The organism is Streptomyces tsukubensis (assembly GCF_003932715.1).
GTDB lineage: Bacteria > Actinomycetota > Actinomycetes > Streptomycetales > Streptomycetaceae > Streptomyces > Streptomyces tsukubensis.
In genome coordinates this window covers 6,236,889-6,258,712 of the sequence record NZ_CP020700.1, presented here as the reverse complement: position 1 = coordinate 6,258,712, position 21,824 = coordinate 6,236,889, and the positions used below count along the sequence as shown (strand labels likewise).

Here is a 21,824-nt window from a genome sequence, read left to right as displayed (position 1 = left end):
CAATCTCCTGACAGAGTAGGGAACAAGCAAGCACAAGTGAAGCTGCGCTAACTTTGACAAGGAACACGTTCGGGCGGGCGCCGCCAGCGCGCCCGCCCGGGTCCCGGCTACTTTCCGGCCCGCTCCTCCTCCGCGGCGGCGAAGGCGGCCAGCCGGGCCGCGTCCCGTTCGGGGTTGATGAGCAGCATCCCGACGATTCCGCCGACCACCAGCAGGGCGCCCACCAGGGTGAATCCGGTGGTGTACCCGGCGGCCTTGCTGGCCGCGCCCTCCACGATGCCGCCGAGGGCCAGCGGTGCCAGCATCCCGCCCAGCCCGTAGAAGGCCGTGACGGCGGAGAGCACGACACCGCGCTGTTCGACCGGGGCGACATCGCTGATCGCGGCGAACGCCGCGCCGTACCCCGCCGAACCCAGCGAGGCACTGATCACCAGCAGCACCATGTGCAGCGGTCCCGCGCTCAGCGGCGCCCAGACGAGGTGGAGGACACCGGACCCGATGAGCAGCGAGGCGCCGAGAACGCCCCGGGAGGCCCGGTTGCTCACCCCGCGCCGGGTCAGGGCGGCGGAAACGAAGCCGATGGCGATCACGGCGATGGTGCCGCCGAGATAGGGCAGGGCGGTCAGATTGCCCGCGGCCCGCTCGCCGTAGCCCAACCCCTGTTCCAGATAGGGCTTGAGCCAGGTCATCTTGAGGGCGGTCGAGGCGTAGGCGGCGAAGAACATCAGGGAGATGCCGATCACCGACCCGGTGGTGAGCGCAACGCGCAGGGGGACCCGCAGCGGCAGAACGCTCCCGGCGGCGCGGGCGGCGGTGCCGCCCTGGTCCCCCTCGCGCCCGACGGCCAGCCAGATGCCGGCCACCACCGCTCCGGCGACGGCCAGGACGACGAAGGCGGCCCGCCACGAGTAGTCCGCGACGATCCACGTCAGGGTGGGGGCGCCGATGACCGCGCCCAGGGTGGCGCCCGCGATGATCACGGAGCTGGGGAGCGCCCGCTTCTCGGGCGGGAACCAGGTGTGCGCGATGTACATCGCGAGGGCCGTCGTCGGCCCCTCCGCGAAGCCCAGGAGGACGCGCATCGCCACCATGGTGCCGAAGCCGACCTGCCAGCCCATCGGCAGCAGGCTGAGGGACCAGACGACCATGGTGATCAGCAGCAGGATCCACGGCCGGATCCTGGTCATCAGCCAGCCGCCGAGGATCCCGCCGACGGCGAACAGGGCGAAGAAGCTCGCCTGGATCACCCCGAACCTGGCCTCGCCGATGCCGAGATCCCTCATGATCGCGGGCCCGGCGATATTGGTGACGATCTTGTCCGCGTAGTTCATGACGAGCACGAGGACCAGGACCCAGACCACCAGCCAGGCGCGGCGCCCGCCCGGGCCCGCGGGCCGTTCGGCAGGGGGCCCGGAGGCGGGGTCGGCAGTGCGGTCCACATCGACGGTCATGGGTCTCCCTCGGAGAGGTCGGAAGGGGACGGCAGGCACGACGCGATCGGTTCGGATACCGCCCGATCCGGGGCCAGGCCTCTCACCGAGAGAAAGAGAAGCATCACAAACAAGCCACGACAAGCCCTCTCACAAGGCTTTCTCTGTCGATCATGAGATTGACGATGGTTAGCAGCTATTCACCTAGGGGATGTGACGGCGCGATGGCGGGTGCGGTGGAGTGCCGTCCGGCGGGGGTACGGCGATGGGCCGCGCCGGTCGGCGCGGCCCATCGTGTGGGGGGGGTGTCGGACGGCGGGGTCAGCGGTAGTAGACGGCCGTCCGCACGCCGTCGACCTCGTGGATCCGTACGGGGGTGTCGAAGACGTCGCTGAGCACTTCGGCCCGCATCATCGCGTCGACCGTGTCGGAGGCGGCGATCCCGCCGTCGCGCAGGGCGATGATCCGGTCCGAGTAGGTGGCGGCGAAGTTGATGTCGTGGACGATCAGGACCACGGTCTTGCCGAGTTCGTCGGCGGCGCGGCGGAGCTGGCTCATCATCCGGACCGAGTGCTTCATGTCCAGGTTGTTGAGGGGCTCGTCGAGCAGGACGTACCGGGTGTCCTGGGCGAGGACCATCGCCACATAGGCGCGCTGGCGCTGACCGCCGGAGAGCTGGTCGAGATAGCGGTGCTGGAGGTCGCCGAGGTGGAGGAAGTCGAGGGCGTCGTCGACATGGGTCCGGTCCTCCTTGGTGAGCCGGCCGCGGCTGTGCGGGAAGCGGCCGAAGGAGACGAGTTCCCGTACGGTCACCCGGGCGGTGAAGTGGTTCTCCTGGCGCAGGATGGACAGGGTCCTCGCCACGTCCCGGGACGGGGCCCGGTGGACGTCGATCCCGTCGACGGTCACGGTGCCGGAGGTGGGTTCGGCGAGCCGCCCCATGATGGTGAGGAGGGTGGACTTCCCGGCGCCGTTGGGGCCGACCAGGGAGGTGACACCGCCCGCGGGTATCCGGCCCGACACCGGGCCGAGGACGACGGTGTCTCCGTACGCCTTGCGGACGTCGGTGAACTCGATCACAGGGTGCCCTTCCGGAGGAGATGGAGGAGGAAGACCGCCCCGCCGAGGAACTCGATGACGACGGTGAGCATGCCGGAGGCGTAGAAGACGTGCTCCAGGACGAACTGTCCGCCGACCAGGGTGATCACCCCGATGAAGAAGGCCATCGGGAGGACGGCGGCATGCCGGTGGGTGCCCGTCATCTGGTACGCGAGCATCGCGGTGACGAAGCCGAAGAAGGTCATGGGGCCCGCGAGCGCGGTGGACATCGCGATCAGCAGGGAGACCACCAGCAGCATCACGGTCAGTTCGCGCTTGTGGTCGATGCCGAGGTTGGTGGCCGCGTCCCGGCCGAGGAGCAGGGCGTCGAGCCGGTGGCAGCGGTACCAGACCACGGCTCCGGCGATCAGGCAGACGCCTGCCGCCAGCGGCAGATAGGACGCTTCGGCGCTGGTGAGCCGCCCGAAGAGCCGGGTGGAGAGCACGTCGTACTCACTGGGCGAGAGCATCCGCTGGAGGAAGTCCGACACACTGCGGAAGGCGAGCCCGAGGACCACGCCGACCAGCAGCATCACATGGATGCTGCCGCCGCGGCCGGAGAACAGCCAGCGGAACAGCAGCATCGTGAAGCAGACCATCAGCAGGGTCTGGGTGAGGAGTTTGGGCATCCCGTCGGTCGCGGCGAGCACGCTGCCGCCGAAGAAGGCGACGAGCAGGGTCTGCATCAGGATGTAGACCGCGTCGAAGCCCATGATGGACGGGGTGAGGATGCGGTTGTGGGTGATGGTCTGGAAGACGACCGTCCCCACGGCGTGGGCGAAGGCGACCACGACCATCGTGCCGATGACGGTCAGCCGCCGTTCGAAGGCGAAGTCGAAGGAGCCCTGGATGAAGAGGAAGAGGTAGCAGACGACCGCGGTGGCGGCGATCGTCCCGGCGACGGCCAGCCGGGCGGCCACGGGCAGGGACCGCCGGGCCGGTGCGGCCGGGCGGGCGGCGATTCGGGTCTCAGACATGGGCCTTCTTCCGCTGACGCAGGATCATCGCGACGAACACCACGGCCCCGACGGCGCCGAGGACCACGGTCGCCGGGATCTCCAGCGGGGCGACGAGGGTCCGCCCGACGAGATCGCAGGCGATCATCAGCGCGACGCTGCTGAGGACCACCCAGGGCAGATTGCTGCGGATGTCGTCACCGCGGGCCATGGAGACCAGATTGGGGATGATCAGCCCCAGGAAGGGGAGGAAGCCGACGACGACGGTGGTCACACCGGTCGCCAGGGCCACCATGGTGAGACCGATGAACATGATGCGCCGGTAGGGCAGTCCCAGGCTGGTGGCGGTGTCGCGGCCGAGTCCGGCGATGGTGAACCGGTCGGCGGCCAGATAGAGCCCGATCACGATGATCCCCACCACCCACAGGGGTTCGTACGTCCCGCGGACCACGGAGCTGAATCCGCCCGAACGCCAGGTGGCGAGGGTCTGGAGCAGTTGGTACGTGGAGGCGAGATACAGCGTCAGCGAGCTGATCAGGGCGCCCAGCATGATGCCCACGATCGGCACGATGACCTGGGACTTGAGCGCGATCCGCTGGAGGACGAAGAGAAAGACCATCGCGCCGAGGAAGGCGAAGGCGCTGGCGGCGCCCATCTTCAGCAGCGGGGAGGCCGCCGGGGCGAGCAGGGTGAGCAGCAGAACGCCCAGCGCGGCCCATTCGCTGGTGCCGGTGGTCGTCGGTTCGACGAAACGGTTCTGTACGAGCATCTGCATGATCACGCCGGAGACGGCCATCGCGGCGGCGGCGAGCACCAGCGCGAGGGTCCGGGGGACGCGGGAGATGAAGAACATCCGCCGCGCCTCGGGGTCGGTGAACAGTGACCGCAGGTCGATGTCGTAGCTCCCGACGAAGAGGGAGACGACGATCAGGGCCAGCACTCCGAGCGTGGCCAGGAGGATCGGGAGTCGGCGCATCGGGCTTCCGGGACGGGTGTGGGTGCGGCCCCGGGCGGGTGCCCGGGGCCGCGGCGGCGCGTGGAGGGTGTCAGCCGGTCTTGCCGAACGCGGTCGCCACCTGGTCGAAGGCCTCGGTGTAGGCCTGGATGCCCTCGGTCAGGTAGAAGTTGTTGTCCAGGTAGATGACCTGGTCCTTGCTGCGGAAGGTGGTCTTGTCCCAGGCCTCCATGCCCTCCACGACCTTCTTCGCGGGGACGGCGACGGTGCCCTCCTCGGCGCCGACGGCCGCGTCGCGGTCCAGCAGGATCACCCAGTCGGGGTTGAGCTTGGCGATGGTCTCCGGGGCCAGTCCGGAGTTGTCGTGCACGGAGGTGCTCTTCTTGCCCCCGGCGTCGAGCACGTTCTTCAGGTTGAGCGGCTGGGTGAGGCGGCCGATCCGGCTGGCGCCGTTGTCGATCTTGCCCGCGCTGGCGACGCCGAGGAAGACCTTCTCGCCCTTGGTGGCGGCGGTGGCGGCCTGCTGGGACTTGTCCAGAGCGGCGACGATCTCCTTGGCCTTGTCCTCCTGGCCGAAGATCTTGCCGAGGGTCACGGTCTGCGCCTTCAGCGCGTTGACGTAACCCTCCTTGGACTCGTCGGAGGGGGCGATGTCGATCGTCTTGGCGATCTTGGAGAGCTTGTCGTGGTGCTCGCCGAAGCGGTAGCCGCCGATGATCAGGTCCGGCTCGGTGGCGTTGATCGCCTCGAACTTGGGCTCGTGGTGGATGCCCGCGTCCTTGATGGACGAGTCCTTCTGCCAGTCCTCGAAGCCCTCGTTGGGCAGCAGGCCCTTGGGGGCGGCGACCGGCTTGATGCCGAAGGCCTTGAGCGTCAGGAAGGAGGTGTTGTCGAGGGCGACGACCTTGGCCGGCTTCAGCGGGACCTCGACCTCGCCCTTGGCGGTCGTCACGGTGACGTTGCCGTGGCTCTTGCCGGAGTCCGAACCGCTGTCGGACTTGCCACAGGCGCTGAGCACCACTCCGGCGCACAGGACCGTACTGGTCACGACGATGCTCTTGCGAAAACGGACGGAACGCACGGCGGGGTCTCCCGGGACGGACAGGCAGCCCCGCCGTAGGACGACGAGGCCGCGAAGAGCTTCAGACTTTGCTTAGCCTAACCTAACTCTTCACTCGTTCATTGCATAGGGCACCTAGCCGGGACATTCTCCGCGACCCGCACCCGGCCCCAACCCGCGGGGGCCGTCGGACAACTCGGGCTCTCCCCATGTCAGGGGGTGTACGGACCGGGATTAGGGGTGCCCCGTACCGGAGTGGCGTCGATAGTCTCCGAGAGGGCGAAGTCGGCTTGACGGCCCCCCTGTTCGGCCGCTCCACGGGCCCGGCGCGGCTGCCGTGGCGGGGCCGGCGGGTACGGCTGACGAGGGGAGCGGGCCCGTCGCCCCGGCCGCTGTCCGCGCCCGGGCCGGAACCGTCCCTCCGAACACGCGGAACCAGCGGAGCCATTGATGCGTGAGACCCGGCCGGGGAAACTCCTCGCCATCAGCGACCTGCACGTCCACTACGAGGAGAACAGGAAGATCGCCGACGGCCTGCGGCCCGGGTCCGACGAGGACTGGCTGATCGTGGCCGGTGATGTGGGGGAAATCGTCTCGGAGGTCGAACGGACCCTGCGGACCCTGCGGGACCGCTTCGCCAAGGTGGTGTGGGCACCGGGCAACCACGAACTGTGGACCGCCCCGGAGGACCCCGTACGCCTGCGCGGCGAGGAGCGGTACCGGCATCTCGTGGAGATCTGCCGGGGGCTCGGCGTCGCCACCCCCGAGGACCCCTACCCGGTCTGGGAAGGGGAGGGCGGCCCCGTCGCCGTGGCCCCGCTCTTCCTGCTGTACGACTACAGCTTCCGCCCGGACGGTACGTACACCAAGGAGGCGGCGCTCGAACAGGCCGAGCGCGCCGGGGTGATCTGCACGGACGAATTCATGCTCCATCCCGACCCCTACCCCAGCCGGGAGGCCTGGTGCCGGGCCCGGGTCCGGTGGACCGAGGCCAGACTGGCGGAGTTGCCGGACGAACTGCCGACCGTGCTGGTCAACCACTTTCCCCTGGTCCGCGAGCCCACCCGGGTGCTGTGGCATCCGGAGTTCGCCCTGTGGTGCGGGACCACGGCGACGGCCGACTGGCATGTGCGGTTCCGGGCCCGGTCCGTGGTCTACGGGCATCTGCACATCCCCCGCACGATCCGGGTCGACGGCGTACCGCATCAGGAGGTCTCCCTGGGCTATCCGCGCGAGTGGCGTCGCCGGACCGGCAGACCGGGGCAGTTGGTGCAGATCCTGCCCGCGGCCGCACCCGTGGCAGCCGCCGGGACCGGTTTGCGCGCCTGATCCGGGGGCCGCCGCCGACCCCCTCCCCCGGGCGTTGGCGCTGCGCACTCCGTCCCGATATGCAACGCTTTGGATATTCCGGTCATCCTTCTGTCGGCCGAGCGCGGCCTGCTGCCGGATCGTGGCGGGCCGGGCGGGCGCGGCCGGGGAAACGACCGGAGAACAGCCGGGAGAACGGCCGGGCCAACAGGAGGACGTACCCCATGACCCACCCCGCCACCAACACAGCCAACACCGACAGCACAGCCAACACCGTTCCCGCCGACAACGCCGCCACCACCGACCCGTCCCTGCTGCGCGTGGAGAAGGGCGAGTGCGCGCCGGAGGAGCTCGCCGCCGTCACCGCGCTGCTGCTGGCACGCGCCGCGGGCGCGCCACCGGCCGGATCCGGGGGCCTGCGCTGCTCCAGCGCCCGCTGGCACCGTCCGGGACCCACTTCGGGCTTCCGCGCCCCGCACAGCTGGCGGCACCGCTAGACCCTGTAAGGACCGGCGGAGACGGGGCCGCGGAAGGCCTGAAGCCGGGTCCGGGCGCCGGGCGGACGAGACCCCTGTCCCACCCCCTACCAGGGGCCGGACAGGGGTTCCGGTCCGGAGCCGCCCGGGGATCGCGGCGGAATGGCCGAGAAGATACGTGGCTATGTAAATGTTCAACTGCTTCAGGGGGTCGGCGGGGGCCGAACCACCCGCACGGCCCAGCCCCGGGTCCGTCCTTCCCGTGGCTCCGCCCACCGCCGAAACGGCCTCCGCGGCCCGGTCGGCGCCCCTTCTCGCCGTACCGGAAAACCCTCCTCCGGAACGGACCGTGCCCCCGGGCGGAAATCCACCCGGGGGCACGGAACGGAAACCGGAGGTCCGGTTACCCGACAGCGATGTCAGCAGGCCGAGCCGTTGCCCTGGAATTCCAGATCGACGGGAAGGTCGGTCCGCCGCTTCACCTTCAGTTTCCGGAATACCTTGGTCAGATGCTGTTCGACGGTGCTCACCGTGATGTGGAGTTTCCCGGAAATCTCGCGGTTGGTGTAGCCGAGGGAGGCCAGGGCGGCGACCCGCCGTTCGGAGAGGGTCAGCACCTCCGCCGCACGGGCCAGGGAGGCCGTGGGCGGCGACCAGCCTTCCCTGCTCCGCGGCGCGATCATCAGCGGCTTCTCCTGCACCGTCGCGGTCTCGGTCTCCATCCGCTGGACCCGGCACTCCTTGGCCAGCCGCCCGGCCCGGCGCGAGAGCACCCGTGCCTTGTTGAACTCGCCGAGCATCTGGTGGGCACGGCTCAGATCGGAGAGCGCCTGGGTGAGCGTGAGCCGGTCGCCGCGCGCCTGGAGGACCTCGACGGACTCCTTCAGGATGCGCAGCCGGGCCCGGTGCCCCGCGGTCGCCGCCAGCACCCGCAGCGAATAGCCGTAGGTACGGGAGGTCCGCGAACCGGAGCGCAGCATCTGCTCCTTGGCGAGCTGCTGCGCCCGCTCGTGGTCGCCGAGCCGGAGGTAGACCTCCGCCATGTCGCTCCGCCACGGGATGAGGGGCGGGGCGTCGAGGTTCCAGGCCGTCATCAGCTCGCCGCAGTAGCGGAAGTTGACCAGAGCGGCCTGGAGCCGGTCGGTCGCCAGGTAGTAGCGGCCCCGGGCCCGCAGATAGGGGAGCCCGTACACGGTCTGGAACATGGCATCGGGCACCGGTTCCTTGAGGTACCGGCGGGCAGTGTCGAAGTCGCCCATGGAGGTGGCGACGTCGACCAGGACGCCCAGGGGCAGGCCCGCGGCCACGCCCCAGCCGCGGAGCCCGATCAGCTTCAGGGCGCGGAGCGCGTGCTTCTGGGCCTCCACGAGTTCGCCGTTGCGCACCGCGATCTCGGCCCGGCAGCAGGAGAGCACCGCCTGCCACCAGACCACTCCGCGTGCGTCCGCCTCCGCGAGCAGCGCGTCGCACCACTGGGCGGCCAGGGGCAGTTGCTCGGCGTAGATCAGGATCTGCAGGGAGGCGATGACCGCTTCCAGGGAGACGTCGGACAGCGACGAGGTCTGGAGGATCTGTTCCGCGATCCGGGTGCAGCTGCCGTTCTCGTCCCGGCCCTGGCCGAGGACGGTGCTGAGCGCGGCCACGGCCTGGGCGTGCTGTCCGGGCGGCGAAGGCACCTGGCCGGCCGCCGGGGCGTCGTCGCGGGCGTCGAGCGGCAGGAACTGGGGACAGGCGAACTTGACCCAGTTCCGGGTGCTGACGAGGAAGGGGTCCGCGCGTGCCCCGGCTTCGGGCCGGGCGCCCGTGACGTCGCCGATGAGCTCTCCGGCGTCCTGGACGTGTCCGTGCCACATCGCCGCACGCATCAGTGCGGCGGTCTGCTCGGCGCTCAGGAGGCCCTCCCGCCGCGCCTGGTAGAGCGGTTCCAGATGGCGGGCGGCGGTCTCGGGGCTGGTCCGCCACTCGGCCCTGATCAGCAGCATTCTCAGGGAGGCCTGCTGCCGGGGGCTCGCGGACATCGAGAGCGCGAACTCGATGTACCGGACGGCGGACTCCTCGTCGTCCTCGTCCAGGGCGCGTTCGGCGGCGCGCTCCAGTTCGGCCACGGCCCAGTCGGCACTGACCTGCTTCGCGGCCACGAGGTGGTCCGCGATATCGGTGACACAGCCCGCTCCGTCGAGCAGGAGCCGGGCGGCCTGGGTGTGCAGCTCCTTCAGCAGGGCGGGGTCGAGATCGTCGTAGACGGCGGCGCGGATCAGCGGATGCCGGAACCGTCCGTTCTCGACCAGGCCCGCCGCCTGCAGCGCGTGGAGCGCCCGCTCGACCACCTCCGGGTCCCGGTCGAGCAGTTCGGCGACGCCGGCCGGTGAGCCGGTGGTCTCCAGAACGGCGGTGCCCCGGGCCACTTCCAGCGTCTCCGGGGTGCTGCGGTAGAGACAGGCGAGGACGGCCTGCCGGAAGCTCTCCCCCATCGGGCGGCTCATGTAGTCGGGAAACTCGACGACATCGGCGTAGTCCTCGATCAGTGCTCTGACCAGGAGCTGGTTTCCGCCGGTGGCCTGGTGGGCCTCCTGGGCCAGGCTCCATGCGGCAGCCTGCCCGAGGTGCTGGGAGAGCATCTCCGCCACCCCGTCCACCGTCAGCGGCGCCAGCCGGATCCGGCGGAACTGGGCCTGCCGGACCAGTTCGATCCGGAAGGCCGGATGGACCGACCAGGCCTGGGTGGACTCCGCGAGCACCAGCATCACGCGGGTGGAGCGGATGCGTTTCACCAGGCGCAGCAGGCAGTCCAGGGACTGTTCGTCGGCGTGGTGGACGTCGTCGACGGCCACCAGCAACGGTGCCTCGTCGGAGAGCCGGAGCGCCAGCGTGCCCACTTCGCGCAGGGTCTCGCTGCTCACCTGCGGTGCCGACAGCTCGTCGACGAGCCGGCCCGCGGACGGTACCCAGTCCAGGAGTTGTCTCAGCACCCCGAAGGGCACACCGCGGTCCTCCCGGGCCGCGGTGGCGGACAGCAGAATGCCGCCCCTCGCGATACAGCGGTCGGCGAAGGCATGGAGTAATTCTGTTTTCCCGCTCGCCACGGCTCCGGTGACGAGCGCGATTTTGCCGCTACCTCTTGCGGTATCGGCGAACAGCTCGTCAAATAGTCTTATTTCACGCGAACGTTCCACCAATACCACAGGCGACGCCTTTCCCCCGTCATTACCGCACCATGGCCAAACGAAACAGCAACGGACTGTACACTGCCAGGCATTCCAAGACGGATCTCCAACGCCTTGCCCTGTACAACCGTCAACTGAATTTTAATTGTTCTCTTTAATTTGAATAAACTTCTTCGGGCAGCCGTGCTCAATTGACACACTAACCTCAGGCGGATCCCCCTGTAAACCCTTACCCCTACCCTCCGGACACCCCTAAGGGGCTCCGGCGGCCGACCACCGGGACCCTTTGCCTCGCAGGTCACAGCGGTCGTGACGGTATGTCCCGCGGTCCGGCGCCGGATGGTCCGTTGACGCGGACGTGTCATGACAGCAAAGGGTGCCGGACCGGGCGTCCGACCGGGCATCGGCGCGCCCGCCGGAGTGGCCGTCCGGGGGTCGCGCCGAAGCCCGCGGGACCGCATCGAAGCGCCCCGGCGGGACGATCCGCTCCGGGAACTCCCGCTTTCCCCTCACTGCGCCCCCCTTTGGTTCTTGTCCGGGGCCCCGCCGGCGAAGGTAAAGATCTTTTCGCCGGTGACTCCGGGTGATCTTCGTACGGCGCCGGGCGCTTGCGGACACGAACCGCTTAGCGTTCCCCTGGTATCCCCTGCGACCCGTTCCCGGAGCTGACGATGGCCGATCCCGCAACGACCGACGCCCGTCCCACGACCGCGGGCGGGCCTTCGGCACGGCTCGCCCTGCGCCCGCCGAACCATGCGGTGGACCGGCGGTCGGTCGCCTGGTGGACGGTGCGGGCCCTGGTCGGCGTACTGCCGCCGGTGCTGGTCCTGGCCCTGCTCGGACTGCTGATCGCCCCGGCCCGCTTCTGGCTGCTGCTCTCGGCGGTCCTGATCGCGGCGCCCGGTCTGCTCTACACGGCCGTGATGCCGTCCTGGCGGTACCGGGTGCACCGCTGGGAGACCACCGGCGAAGCGGTGTTCACCCGGGCGGGCTGGGCGTGGCAGGAGTGGCGGATCGCACCGCTGTCGCGCATCCAGACCGTCGACACCGTACGCGGGCCGCTCCAGCGGGCGTTCGGGCTGTCGACCCTGATCGTCACCACCGCTTCGGCCGCGGGGGCGGTCCGCATCGAAGGACTGGCACACGGACTCGCCCGTGATCTCGCCGAGGAGCTGACCCTGATCACGCAGGCCACCCCGGGTGACGCGACCTGAACTCCCCCGGCCGGGCACCCCCGTAGGGGAAGGCAGGGGTTGTCCGGGCGCCTCGGGGCCTGGCAGCTTGGGGAGGGGGGAGCCGCGGAAGTCTCCCTCGCGCGGGCGGCGCCGTCCACGGCGGGCACCCGCCGCCGGGCTGACGCAGAGCGAAAGGACACCCTTCGACCATGCCCTCCCCCTCCACCAACGACCTCTGGATACGGCGCTACCACCCCGCGCCGGACGCCCGGACCCGTCTGGTCTGCCTGCCGCACGCCGGTGGTTCGGCCAGCTACTTCGTTCCCGTGTCCCGGGCGCTGTCACCGAAGGTCGAAGTGCTCGCGGTCCAGTACCCGGGCCGTCAGGACCGGATGTCCGAGCCGGGCATTCCGACCATCGAAGAACTGGCCGACGCGGTCACGCGGGAGGTGCTGCCGTGGGCGGACCGGCCGCTCGCGCTCTTCGGCCACAGCATGGGCGCGTCGCTGGGCTACGAGGTCGCGCTGCGGCTCGAAGCCGCCGGGGTGGTGCCGACCGGGGTGTTCGTATCGGGCCGGCGAGCGCCGTCCCGGTTCCGCCCGGAGACCGTCCACGAGCGGGGCGACGACGGTCTGGTGGCCGAGATCAAGGCGCTGGCGGGCACCAACTCGTCGCTGCTGGGCGACGAGGACGTCCTCCGGATGATCCTTCCCGCGATCCGCAACGACTACAAGGCGGCGGAGACGTACAACCCCGGTCCGGGACGGGAGCTGACCTGCCCGGTGACGGCGCTGATCGGCGACAGCGACCCCAAGGCGACCGTGGCGGACGCGCGGGCCTGGGAGGGCCACACCAAGGGCGCCTTCGACTACCGGGTCTTCCCCGGGGGCCACTTCTACCTGAACGACTGCGTACCGCAGATCCTCGCCATGATCACCGAACATCTGGACGGACATCGGGCGGGTTCCGCGCACTGACCCCCCACGGGACGGCGGCGGCCGGAAGCCTTCAGGCTTCCGGCCGCCGCCGTTGCGTCCCACCGCATCAGGATGCGCGGCGCCCCCGGCGCTGTACCGTCGACGGTACGGCGCCGGGGGCGGCCCGGTCACTCGGCGGGCTTGGTGCTCCCGACCCAGCGGAAGACCTGGAGCGCGACGCCCTGGTGGAGTTCGCTCTCGCCGGTGGGCTCGAAGTGCTCGTAGCGGTTGCCCAGCAGCAGCTTCAGGGTGTCGTCCGTGTCGGACACGCGGCGGATGCGCTGGACTTCGGGGAGATAGGGCGAGGTTCCGCCCCGTAGAACCACATTCGGCTCGGTCGGGCTCACGGCGGTGCTCCTTCCTGGGCTGTGCGTCGAGGGATTCCGGCGCCGTCCGCCGGGGACGGACGATCAGGCTCCGGTTCGGTGCCCGGCGGGCCGGACGATCGCGGCGAGGACCAGCCCGCCACCGGCCGTCCAGCGGCCGGTGAACTCCCGGGGAGCGCCCGGGACGCCGCGGACGCTGCGGTCCGCCAGTCGTGCGGTGAACCCGCCTCCGACGGGGTCGATGTCGACGGTCGCCTCCTCGAACCCCAGCGGGCGGCGGGTGATCGGGTACCAGGTCTTGTAGATGCACTCCTTGGCGCTGAACAGCAGCCGGTCCCAGCGCACATCGGGCCGGCCGCGGAGCAGCTCCTTGATGCGGACCTGCTCCTCCGGCAGCGCCACCGCCTCCAGGACCCCTTCGGGCAGGGGCTGGTTGGGTTCGGCGTCGATACCGAGGGAGACGACGTCCTCGGTCAGGGCGACGGCTGCCGCCCGGTATCCGTCGCAGTGCGTAATGCTCCCGGCCACCGTCTCGGGCCACAAGGGGGCACCCTTGGGCCCGCGGAGCAGAGGCTGATCCGCGAAGCCGAGTCCCGCGAGCGCCCGGCGGGCGCAGTGGCGGCCGGTCCTGAACTCGTCGCGCCGTTTGGGCACGGCTCCCCGGACGAGGGCCTCCTCCTCGGGGAGGAGCACCGCGTCCGGCGGGTCCGTCAGCGTCTCGTACGCGATCACGCTGTCGGGCAGTATCCGTTCGATCATCAGCAGCTTCCCCGATGTTCCGGTGCCCGGCCGATCGTCCTCCACGGGCAATCTCCAGCACGGTAAGCAGCGCCGCCACGGGTGCGACACCCCTAGGCGCCCCCTAGCCAGTCTCTTCACCGTCCCGCCCCGCCCTCGGGACCTGCACCGTGGCAGTCCGGCGGCGGGCACGGTAGCGTCGGACAGGGAGGTCCCCGCGGCGCCGAACAGGCCCCGGCAAAGGGGCCGTTGACCGAGGGGACGGGGGACGTTCATGCGTCGTCGGCGACTGCGCCGGATCGCGCTGGTGGCGGTGGCCGGGGTGGTGACGACCGGGCTGTCGGGCTGCGGTATGACCCGGGGCGACAGCTTCGACGACAACACGACCCTCTCCGGGAAGATCAACTCGGTGCTGCTGGACGGCTCCGGCGATGTCACCGTCCGGGGCCGCAAGGGCAGCGCCCCGCTCACCCTGGAGCGCCGCGTCGACTACAAGGGCGACCGGCCGAAGAAGCCGACGTACCGCGTCGAGAACGGCGTTCTGGTCCTCGGCGGCTGCGGCAAGGACTGTACGGCCGAGTACGAGGTGGAGGTGCCCGAAGGCACCCCCGTCCGCGGCAAGGTCTCCGGCGGTACGGTCAAGCTCTCGCAGGTCGGCGCGGTCCGGGTGACGACGGGCTCGGGCCGTATCGAGATGAACGGCGTCACCGGGGCGGTCGAGGTGGTGACCGGGAAGGGCCGGATCACCGGGCGGAACATCAAGGGCGGCCCGGTCCGGGCCCAGGCCACGGACGGCACGGTCCATCTGACGGCCCGCACCCCGGTCTCCGCGACGGTCCGCACGGACGGCGGCCGGATCAACCTGCGCGTCCCGAAGGGGCGCTACAAGGTGTCGGTGGCCTCCGAAGGCGGCGATACGGACGTCGACATGGCCCATGACCCGGCCGCCCGCCACGGGATCACGCTCCGCTCCAAGGACGGCGACATCCTGCTCCAGGACTCCTGACGCCTGCAGGAGCATCCCCGGCGCCTGCGCTCCGCCGGTCCGGATGCGGCCCGCCATGATCTGCGTACAGTGTATCCAATGAGGGTAGAGTAAAGGTTTCCGAGCGCCGCGGGCCCGGCCCGCCGCCGCCGCCCCGTGCGCTCCCCTGCCCAGCCCGAGGAGAGTCCAGCCATGCCCGCCGACGGCACGTTCCACCAGCACAGCAGCAGCCCCGACGGGACCGGCCCCGGCAATGTCCCGCTCGCCGACAGCCATGACGTCATCGAGGTGCGCGGGGCCCGTGAGAACAATCTGCGCGACGTCTCCGTGGACATTCCGAAGCGGCGCCTCACGGTCTTCACGGGCGTCTCGGGTTCCGGGAAGTCCTCCCTGGTCTTCGGCACGATCGCGGCCGAGTCCCAGCGCCTGATCAACGAGACGTACACCAGCTTCATCCAGTCGTTCATGCCGTCGGTGGGCCGTCCGGAGGTGGACGCGCTGCGGAACCTCAGCGCCGCGATCGTCGTCGACCAGGAGCGCATGGGCGCCAACTCGCGCTCCACGGTCGGCACCGCGACCGACGCGTACACCATGCTGCGGATCGTCTTCAGCCGGCTCGGTGAACCGTATGTCGGCCCCTCCCACCACTTCGGCTTCAACAACGCCGAAGGCATGTGCCCGGGCTGCGAGGGCATCGGCCGGGTCTCCGACGTCGACGTCGACGAGGTCGTGGACCGGTCGAAGTCCCTCAACGAGGGCGCGATCCTGGTCCCCGGCTTCCCCGTCGACTCCTGGCAGTGGAAGGTGATGGCGGGTTCCGGCTTCTACGATCCGGACAAGAAGGTCGGCGACTTCGACGAGACCGAGCTGTCCGATCTCCTCCACCGGCCGCTCACCAAGGTCAAGGTCGACACCAGCACGCTGACGTACGAGGGCCTGATCACCCGTATCAAGCGGACGTACCTCGCCAAGGACCGGGCGGCGATGCAGTCCCATATCCGCGCCTTCGTCGACCGCGCCGTCGTCTTCCGCACCTGCCCCGACTGCGGCGGCGCCCGGCTCAACGAGGCCGCGCTCTCCTGCCGGATCGGCGGTCTGAACATCGCCGAGTGCTCGGCGCTCCAGATCAGCGACCTCGCGGAGTGGGTGCGGAAGCTGGACGCCCCGGCCGTGGCCCCGCTGCTCGGCAGTCTGCACGGACTCCTCGACTCGCTGGTCGAGATCGGCCTCGGCTACCTCAGCATCGACCGCACCTCCTCCAGTCTCTCCGGCGGCGAGGCCCAGCGGGTGAAGATGGTCCGGCATCTGGGCTCCCCGCTCAGCGATGTCACCTATGTCTTCGACGAGCCCACGATCGGTCTCCACCCCCATGACATCCAGCGGATGAACGGTCTGCTCGTCCGGCTGCGGGACAAGGGCAACACGGTCCTCGTCGTCGAGCACAAGCCCGAGGTCATCGCCATCGCCGACCATGTGGTCGACCTCGGGCCCGGCGCGGGCACCGAAGGCGGGCTGATCGGGTACGCGGGCGATGTCGCCGGGCTGCGTACGTCCGGCACCCTCACCGGCCGCCATCTGGGCCACCGGGCGGCCCTGCGGGAGACCGTCAGGACGCCGAAGGGCAAGCTCTCCATCGAGAACGCCACCCTCCACAACCTCAAGAACGTCTCCGTGGACGTCCCGCTGGGGGTCCTCGCGGTGGTCACGGGGGTCGCGGGCTCGGGGAAGAGCTCCCTGATCCACGGCCATCTCTCCCACCGGGAGGGCGTGGTCGTCGCCGACCAGTCCCCGATCCGGGGTTCGCGCCGCTCCAATCCGGCGACCTACACGGGGCTGCTCGCCCCGATCCGCAACGCCTTCGCCAAGGCGAACGGCGTCAAGGCCGCCCTGTTCAGCGCCAACTCGGAGGGGGCCTGCGCGGGCTGCAACGGTGTCGGCCTCGTCTACACGGACCTGGCGATGATGGCCGGGGTCGCCTCGGTCTGCGAGCAGTGCGAGGGCAAGCGGTACACCCCGGAGGTCCTGACCTACACCCTGCGCGGCAAGAACATCAGCGAGGTGCTGGAGATGCCGATCGCGGAGGCGCACGGCTTCTTCGTCTCCGGCCAGGCCCGTACCGTCCTCGGCCGGCTCCATGACGTCGGGCTGGGCTACGTCCGCCTCGGCCAGCCGCTGAACACCCTCTCCGGCGGTGAGCGCCAGCGGCTGAAGCTGGCCATCCACATGGCCGAGAAATCGTCCACGTACATCCTCGACGAGCCCACGACCGGTCTCCACCTCGCGGACGTGGACAAACTGCTGGCGCTGCTGGACCGGCTGGTGGACACCGGGAACTCGGTCATCGTGATCGAACACCACCTCGCCGTCATGGCCCACGCCGATTGGATCATCGACATCGGCCCCGGCGGGGGTCACGACGGCGGCCAGGTCGTCTTCACCGGCACCCCCCGCGAACTCGTCACCGCCGGGGACACCCTGACGGCCCGCCACCTCGGGTCGTACGTCAACGGCTGAACCCGCCCGGACGCCCGCCGTTCCCCCACGGGGGGTGGGGACGGCGGGCGTCGGCGGCCGCCGGAGGCAGGCCCGCGGCGGCGATGACGATGCGGCGCTGCTCGTCGCGGTGTCCGGCCAGATCCGCCCGGAGCCCGTCGAGGTCGTCGGGGCGGCCTTCGTCGAGGGTCGCGAACACGGGATGCAGCTCGACCAGGCTGCGGGCCGCGTTGGCGCCCGCGAACAGGAGCAGTTCGTCCGGTCCGGCCCCGGGCAGGGGCCGGACCTCTCGGTAGCCGGCCAGGAACGAGTCGAGAAGCCCGGCTCGGGCCGGGTCGGAGCGGCCTTCGTCGGTGAGGTCCCGGACCGCATGGGCGATATCCGCCGCGTACCAGGAGAGCGCGGCCTCGTCGAAGTCGAAGGCGGTCGCGGTCCCGTTCTCCCAGGCGGGGTTGTCCAGTTCGAAGTCGCCGTGGACCACGCCGTACACCTCCGGATCGCGGGCCAGACCGGCAAGGCGGGCGGCCAGCTCCGTGACGGCCGCGGCGAGTTCGGTGTCGTCCGCATAGAGGCGGGCCGCTCCGGCGATCGTGTCGAGCGGACGCGGCAGCGCGCCGGTCACCCCCGGGTCCAGTGCGGCGGCGTGCCGGTGGGTGTCCGCGAGGAGGGCGCCCCAGGCCCGTGCCTGCGCCACGGTCAGCTCCTCGACTCCGGTCTCCTCGCCGGGTGCCTCGGTGAGGCACATGGCGCGTACGGTCCCGATCGGTGTCTCCACGGTCTCCACGAGGCGGCCCCCGGCGGACCTGACCGGCGGGGCGAGCGCCAGACCGCTGTCGTGCAGCCGGTCCATCAGGGCGGCGATCGTCCCGAACCGCCCGTAGGCCGCGTACCGTTCGGGTACGAACCGCAGATACCGGGCGGTGTCCGGTTCCGGGGTGCCGGGGACGACGAACACGTGCGAGGCGCTCGACCGCCACCAGCGCGCGACCCCGGGGGCGATCCCCCACCGGGCGGCGACGGCATCGGCCACCGGCGACTGCCAGTCCTCATTGACATACCGCGCAAGTCCGCTTATTTCCGTCAGTTGCATCATGCAGCACACCCTTCACGGGGGTCAGGCGGGCCGCAACGGTTTTTCCGGGGGCGGCGGAACGCCCGGGGCGGGCGCCTGCTCGGCGCCCGCCCCGGTCCCCGGCCTCGCGCTCCCAACGGGCCGTCACGCCATACGGGCCACCACGTACCGTTTGCCCGCCGCGTTCTCCACGACGACCTCCTTCACCTCCGCGGCCGGGATCGCCGCCGAGCCGTCCAGGTTGGAGCCCTTCTCGGCGCTGCCGACCGTCCAGCTCCCCGCCACCTCCGTCTTCCCGCTCCTGGAGACGACCAGCAACCGGCACAGCTCCCCTGCCGGGATGCCGCCGACGGCGACGTTGACCCGGACCCAGTCGGCCGCCGGGGTCAGCCGGACCGCCATCCGGGCGCCGGTCCCGGCATCGGTCGCGGAGGCGACCCTGACGCCCGCGGGCGGGGCCGGGGCCACCGGTGTGACCGTGACCCGGGGCTGCACCACCGTCTTCTCCTCGTCGGCGCCCCGGCCCAGGAAGAAGCCGGCGCCGAGGACGGAGACGGCGGCGACCGCCGCGACCGCGGCCAGCACGGTACGGCGGCGGGTCTCGGCCCTGTCCCGTTCGGCACGGACCCGGCGCAGGGTCCTCCCGAGCAGCAGATCGCCGTCCTCGGGCGGTCCTTCGAGGAACGCCTCCGGCGGCAACTCGCCGAGCGTGGCCTCCAGTTCCCTGAGTGCTTCGACCTCCATCCGGCATCCCTCGCAGCCGGCCACATGGGCCTCGATCTCGCGGTTCTCCTCTTCGTCGAGGGCGCCGAGCACATAGGCGCCGAGCAGTGCGCTGTCGTGCTGCTGGATGCTCATGCCGCCGCCTCCTTCACCACGACCAGCCGGCTCTTGCCTTCGGGTTGCCTCGGTTCACCGTTCCCGGTGTACAGCTCTCTCAATGCCTTCAGGGCATAGTGTGATCGGGATTTGACCGTTCCCGCCGGTATTCCGAGGACCTTGGCCGCCTCGGTGACCGTACGGCCCTGGAAGTACAGCTCCACCAGCACCTCGCGATGGTCCCGGGACAGCCGGTCGAGTGCCTCCAGCACCACCATCGAGTCGACGACGGCCTCCGCGTGGTCGCCCTCGACCGGCCCGTTCGCCGGGGATTCCGCGACCTCGGTGGGGCGGGCGGCGCGGGCGCGGCAGCGGTCCGTGACGATATTGCGGGCCACGGTCAGCAGCCAGCCGCGGACGGAGCCCTTGCCGTTGGTCAGCGACTCGTGGTGCTTCCAGGCCCGGATCAGCGTCTCCTGGACCACGTCCTCCGCCGCCGCCCGGTCGCCCGTGAGCCGCGAAGCGTAGGCGAGCAGCGCCCTGCCGTGCTCCTCGTACAGCGCCCGGATCAGTATTTCGTCGCTCGACCTCTGCCGGGCGCGTGACCACAGTGCGGCCATCCACTCACTCCGTCCATCCGTCCTCCGCCGGTCCGTTGCGCTGAACACGGCCGGGAGCGGCGGACGGTTCAACCCCGGCAGTGACGGCCTTCGTTGAGGCAGTCGGCCATCTCCGTACGCGCTCGTTCGGGGAGGGCTCCGACGTACATGGCGTGGTCGGTCCGGGGGTCCCGCCGCTGTTCGGGGAAGGAGTCCACGGCGAACGGCACTCCGTCGGGGAGCTCGTAGGAGAGGGTGATCCGCAGCCGTGGCACCGGGAAGGTGGCGGGCGGGCAGGTCCCGGCCGGGTCCGGGTGGACGATGTGTGTGCGGTGGTTGTCGCTGTCGGGGTGGAGCCCGTTCCAGCAGCTCGGGAAGGAGAGGGTACGGGTGAGGGCACTGCCCTCGGGGCAGCGCGGGTAGCGGGTGGTGGAGCGGCCGGGGTCCACGGAGCAGCCCCAGCGGGCGCGGACGTTCGTGTCGGTGGTGGTGGCGGCCACCGGATCCCCGGTGATCATGCGCAGTCCGGCGGGGTACGGGAGCACCTGTCCGGCCGGATTGCCGAGGTAGGCGATACGGACCTCGGAGGGCACCAGGATCCGGCCGGTGTTCCCGTGGCGTCCGCCGCCGTGGGAACCGGCGTCGGCGCCCTTGCGGTCGAGGCGGCGCAGCACGGGCCAGAAGTAGGCGGAGCGGTCGCCGCCGGTGCAGGTGGTGGGCGCGGCGGCGAGGCTTGCGTCCGTGGAGAGGGCGCTGGTGGTGGTGTTGCCGACGTGGTCGTGGGTGTGGTGGGCGCCGCCGACCAGACCGGGGGAGGTCACCACGTTGTCGGTGTTGTAGTGGCCGCGTTCGTTGCGGCCGCACTCCACGGTCCAGGAGCCGGTGGCGGCGTCGGGCCCGGGGCGGGGTTCGGGGGCGGCCGCGGGCAGGGCGGCGAACGGGACGTAGGCGCCGCCGGGCGGCCCGTCCCCGGCCCCGGCCGGGCGGTTGGCGACGACCGCGGTGACGACGACGGCGACGAGCAACGCGGCGGCGACCGTCTGGCGCGCGGGCGAGAGTCTGGTGGAACGGAGTCGGATCCCCACCCCGCCAGGGTTCCAGCTTCTGAACGACGGTTCAACAAGCGGCCGTTGAACCTTTCCGTTCCGCCGTCCGTGTGCGCGGCAGCGGCGGGGAGTTCCCGCCGGGTCCGGATACCGGGGAAGGCGGTCCGACGATGGCCGAAATAGATATGCCGGGAGCGGAGGTGGAGCGGATGGGGCAGCTCATCGGGCGGGTGATGGAGCTGATCGACACCCGGGCCGCGGGCTTTGACGCGGTCGCCGTGGGGCCGCCGCTCGCCGCCGCCGGGCGCGATTTCGACGAGGCGTGGAACGACGGGCGGTTCCAGCTCAAGCGGGAGTGCAAGGGGCTGAAGGAGGGCTGCGACATGGTCGTGAAGGGTTTCGCGGACGCCGACCGGGAGATGGCCTCGTCCCTGAAGGACGAGGGCACCCCGGCGGCACCGCAGGGGGCGGGGGCATGACCGGGAACGGCAGCGGGACGGCCGCGGTGCTGCGGGAGCCGGACTCCTTCGGTATCGCCGTTCCGGAGACCTGGACGCAGTACGACCTGGACGGGGACGGGCTCGCCCCGGTGCGCGCCGCGATGCTGCGGCAGTCCCCGGACCGGGCCGAGCGCGAGCTGATCAACGCGACGTTCCGCAATGCCCGCCGGATCCTCGCGACGGCCCGGCGGCACGGGGCGGTCTATGCCTCGGGTATCACCGGCATGTTCGAGGACGGGCTGCTGCTGGCCGGGATGATGATCTTCCGGCTGACCCCGCCGCCGGGTGAGAGCTTCACCGCCCATGAGCTGGCCCGTCACTTCTCCGCGACCGGGCGGCGCCGCGGGGGGCGGGGCGAACGGCAGTTCACGACCGTCGAGCTGCCGGGCATCGGCCCGGTGGGGCGGCTGACCGGGGTGGAGGAGGCCGATGCCGCGAACGGGGTGTCGTACCGGATGCTGGTGATGCACACCGTCGTTCCGGTGCCGGGGTCCCGCCGGGTGCTGGTGATCACCGGCTACAGCCCCAATCTGCCGCTCGCCGACCCGCTGTACGACCTCTTCTCCGCCGTCACGGCCACGTTCTCGTTCGAGTATGCCGACGCCGACGGCAACGACGGCTGAGGGTACGGGTACGGGGCCCGGACC

The 21,824-nt window shown here is 70.8% G+C and carries 20 protein-coding genes; 8 read left to right on the top strand and 12 right to left on the bottom strand.

Features of this window, described 5'->3' with window-relative positions:
• Positions 1–107: 107 nt before the first annotated feature.
• The 5 genes from B7R87_RS25885 to B7R87_RS25865 all read right to left on the bottom strand — a co-directional run bounded on the left by B7R87_RS25885 (position 108) and on the right by B7R87_RS25865 (position 5,487).
• Positions 108–1,451, bottom strand: coding sequence for an MFS transporter (locus B7R87_RS25885; RefSeq protein ID WP_006346086.1), 1,344 nt, complete (start codon positions 1,449–1,451; stop codon positions 108–110).
• Positions 1,452–1,751: 300 nt separating this feature from the next.
• On the bottom strand, positions 1,752–2,510 hold the full coding sequence (locus tag B7R87_RS25880; RefSeq protein WP_006346087.1) for an iron ABC transporter ATP-binding protein: 759 nt from the start codon (positions 2,508–2,510) through the stop codon (positions 1,752–1,754).
• Positions 2,507–3,505 carry an iron chelate uptake ABC transporter family permease subunit gene (locus B7R87_RS25875; protein WP_006346088.1) on the bottom strand — a complete coding sequence of 333 codons (999 nt, stop codon included), beginning with the start codon at positions 3,503–3,505 and terminating at the stop codon, positions 2,507–2,509. The genes B7R87_RS25880 and B7R87_RS25875 overlap by 4 nt, the downstream gene beginning before the upstream one ends.
• Positions 3,498–4,460 (bottom strand): ABC transporter permease, encoded by a 963-nt coding sequence (locus tag B7R87_RS25870; protein WP_006346089.1) that lies wholly within the window; start codon positions 4,458–4,460, stop codon positions 3,498–3,500. The genes B7R87_RS25875 and B7R87_RS25870 overlap by 8 nt, the downstream gene beginning before the upstream one ends.
• Before the next feature lie 70 nt (positions 4,461–4,530).
• On the bottom strand, positions 4,531–5,487 hold the full coding sequence (locus tag B7R87_RS25865) for a siderophore ABC transporter substrate-binding protein (protein WP_233168929.1): 957 nt from the start codon (positions 5,485–5,487) through the stop codon (positions 4,531–4,533).
• Between the two features lie 462 nt (positions 5,488–5,949).
• On the opposite strand from B7R87_RS25865, the gene B7R87_RS25860 reads away from it, so the two are divergent.
• The gene (locus B7R87_RS25860; protein ID WP_006346091.1) at positions 5,950–6,828 is read left to right on the top strand and encodes a metallophosphoesterase family protein; all 879 of its coding nucleotides are present in this window, start codon (positions 5,950–5,952) and stop codon (positions 6,826–6,828) included.
• Between the two features lie 203 nt (positions 6,829–7,031).
• The gene (locus tag B7R87_RS25855) at positions 7,032–7,304 is read left to right on the top strand and encodes an acyl-CoA carboxylase epsilon subunit (protein ID WP_006346092.1); all 273 of its coding nucleotides are present in this window, start codon (positions 7,032–7,034) and stop codon (positions 7,302–7,304) included.
• Between the two features lie 398 nt (positions 7,305–7,702).
• Here the strand turns inward: B7R87_RS25855 and B7R87_RS25850 are convergent, their stop codons facing one another.
• Entirely contained in the window at positions 7,703–10,456 is a 2,754-nt protein-coding gene (locus B7R87_RS25850) for a helix-turn-helix transcriptional regulator (protein ID WP_157997804.1), read from the bottom strand.
• Positions 10,457–11,118: 662 nt separating this feature from the next.
• On the opposite strand from B7R87_RS25850, the gene B7R87_RS25845 reads away from it, so the two are divergent.
• Positions 11,119–11,661, top strand: coding sequence for a PH domain-containing protein (locus B7R87_RS25845; protein ID WP_006346094.1), 543 nt, complete (start codon positions 11,119–11,121; stop codon positions 11,659–11,661).
• A 170-nt stretch (positions 11,662–11,831) separates the two neighbouring features.
• A complete protein-coding gene (locus B7R87_RS25840; protein WP_006346095.1) occupies positions 11,832–12,599 on the top strand; it encodes a thioesterase II family protein in 768 nt (255 codons plus the stop codon).
• Between the two features lie 128 nt (positions 12,600–12,727).
• On the opposite strand, the gene B7R87_RS25835 is transcribed toward B7R87_RS25840, so the two are convergent.
• Positions 12,728–12,946, bottom strand: a complete 219-nt coding sequence (locus tag B7R87_RS25835; protein ID WP_006346096.1) for a DUF5988 family protein — start codon at positions 12,944–12,946, stop codon at positions 12,728–12,730.
• Positions 12,947–13,009: 63 nt separating this feature from the next.
• Positions 13,010–13,684 (bottom strand): 4'-phosphopantetheinyl transferase family protein, encoded by a 675-nt coding sequence (locus B7R87_RS25830; RefSeq protein ID WP_040913869.1) that lies wholly within the window; start codon positions 13,682–13,684, stop codon positions 13,010–13,012.
• 253 nt (positions 13,685–13,937) lie between these two features.
• Here B7R87_RS25830 and B7R87_RS25825 point away from each other — a divergent pair, with 253 nt between their 5' ends.
• A complete protein-coding gene (locus tag B7R87_RS25825) occupies positions 13,938–14,669 on the top strand; it encodes a DUF4097 family beta strand repeat-containing protein (protein WP_040913859.1) in 732 nt (243 codons plus the stop codon).
• Between the two features lie 171 nt (positions 14,670–14,840).
• Positions 14,841–17,162 (top strand): ATP-binding cassette domain-containing protein, encoded by a 2,322-nt coding sequence (locus tag B7R87_RS25820; RefSeq protein WP_006346099.1) that lies wholly within the window; start codon positions 14,841–14,843, stop codon positions 17,160–17,162.
• Here the strand turns inward: B7R87_RS25820 and B7R87_RS25815 are convergent.
• The 4 genes from B7R87_RS25815 to B7R87_RS25800 all read right to left on the bottom strand — a co-directional run bounded on the left by B7R87_RS25815 (position 17,152) and on the right by B7R87_RS25800 (position 20,716).
• Complete coding sequence (locus B7R87_RS25815) at positions 17,152–18,234, bottom strand: phosphotransferase enzyme family protein (RefSeq protein ID WP_100249071.1); 1,083 nt, start codon at positions 18,232–18,234, stop codon at positions 17,152–17,154. The two genes, B7R87_RS25820 and B7R87_RS25815, sit on opposite strands and share 11 nt — an antisense overlap.
• A gap of 123 nt (positions 18,235–18,357) precedes the next feature.
• Complete coding sequence (locus tag B7R87_RS25810; protein ID WP_006346101.1) at positions 18,358–19,071, bottom strand: anti-sigma factor family protein; 714 nt, start codon at positions 19,069–19,071, stop codon at positions 18,358–18,360.
• A complete protein-coding gene (locus B7R87_RS25805) occupies positions 19,068–19,652 on the bottom strand; it encodes a sigma-70 family RNA polymerase sigma factor (RefSeq protein ID WP_006346102.1) in 585 nt (194 codons plus the stop codon). Before B7R87_RS25805 ends, B7R87_RS25810 begins: the two co-directional genes overlap by 4 nt.
• Before the next feature lie 68 nt (positions 19,653–19,720).
• Positions 19,721–20,716, bottom strand: coding sequence for a DUF1996 domain-containing protein (locus B7R87_RS25800; RefSeq protein WP_130585278.1), 996 nt, complete (start codon positions 20,714–20,716; stop codon positions 19,721–19,723).
• Positions 20,717–20,847: 131 nt separating this feature from the next.
• Between B7R87_RS25800 and B7R87_RS25795 the strand changes: the two genes are divergently transcribed.
• Positions 20,848–21,156 (top strand): hypothetical protein, encoded by a 309-nt coding sequence (locus B7R87_RS25795; RefSeq protein WP_130585277.1) that lies wholly within the window; start codon positions 20,848–20,850, stop codon positions 21,154–21,156.
• Positions 21,153–21,800, top strand: a complete 648-nt coding sequence (locus B7R87_RS25790; RefSeq protein ID WP_006346105.1) for a hypothetical protein — start codon at positions 21,153–21,155, stop codon at positions 21,798–21,800. The genes B7R87_RS25795 and B7R87_RS25790 overlap by 4 nt, the downstream gene beginning before the upstream one ends.
• Positions 21,801–21,824 lie beyond the last annotated feature (24 nt).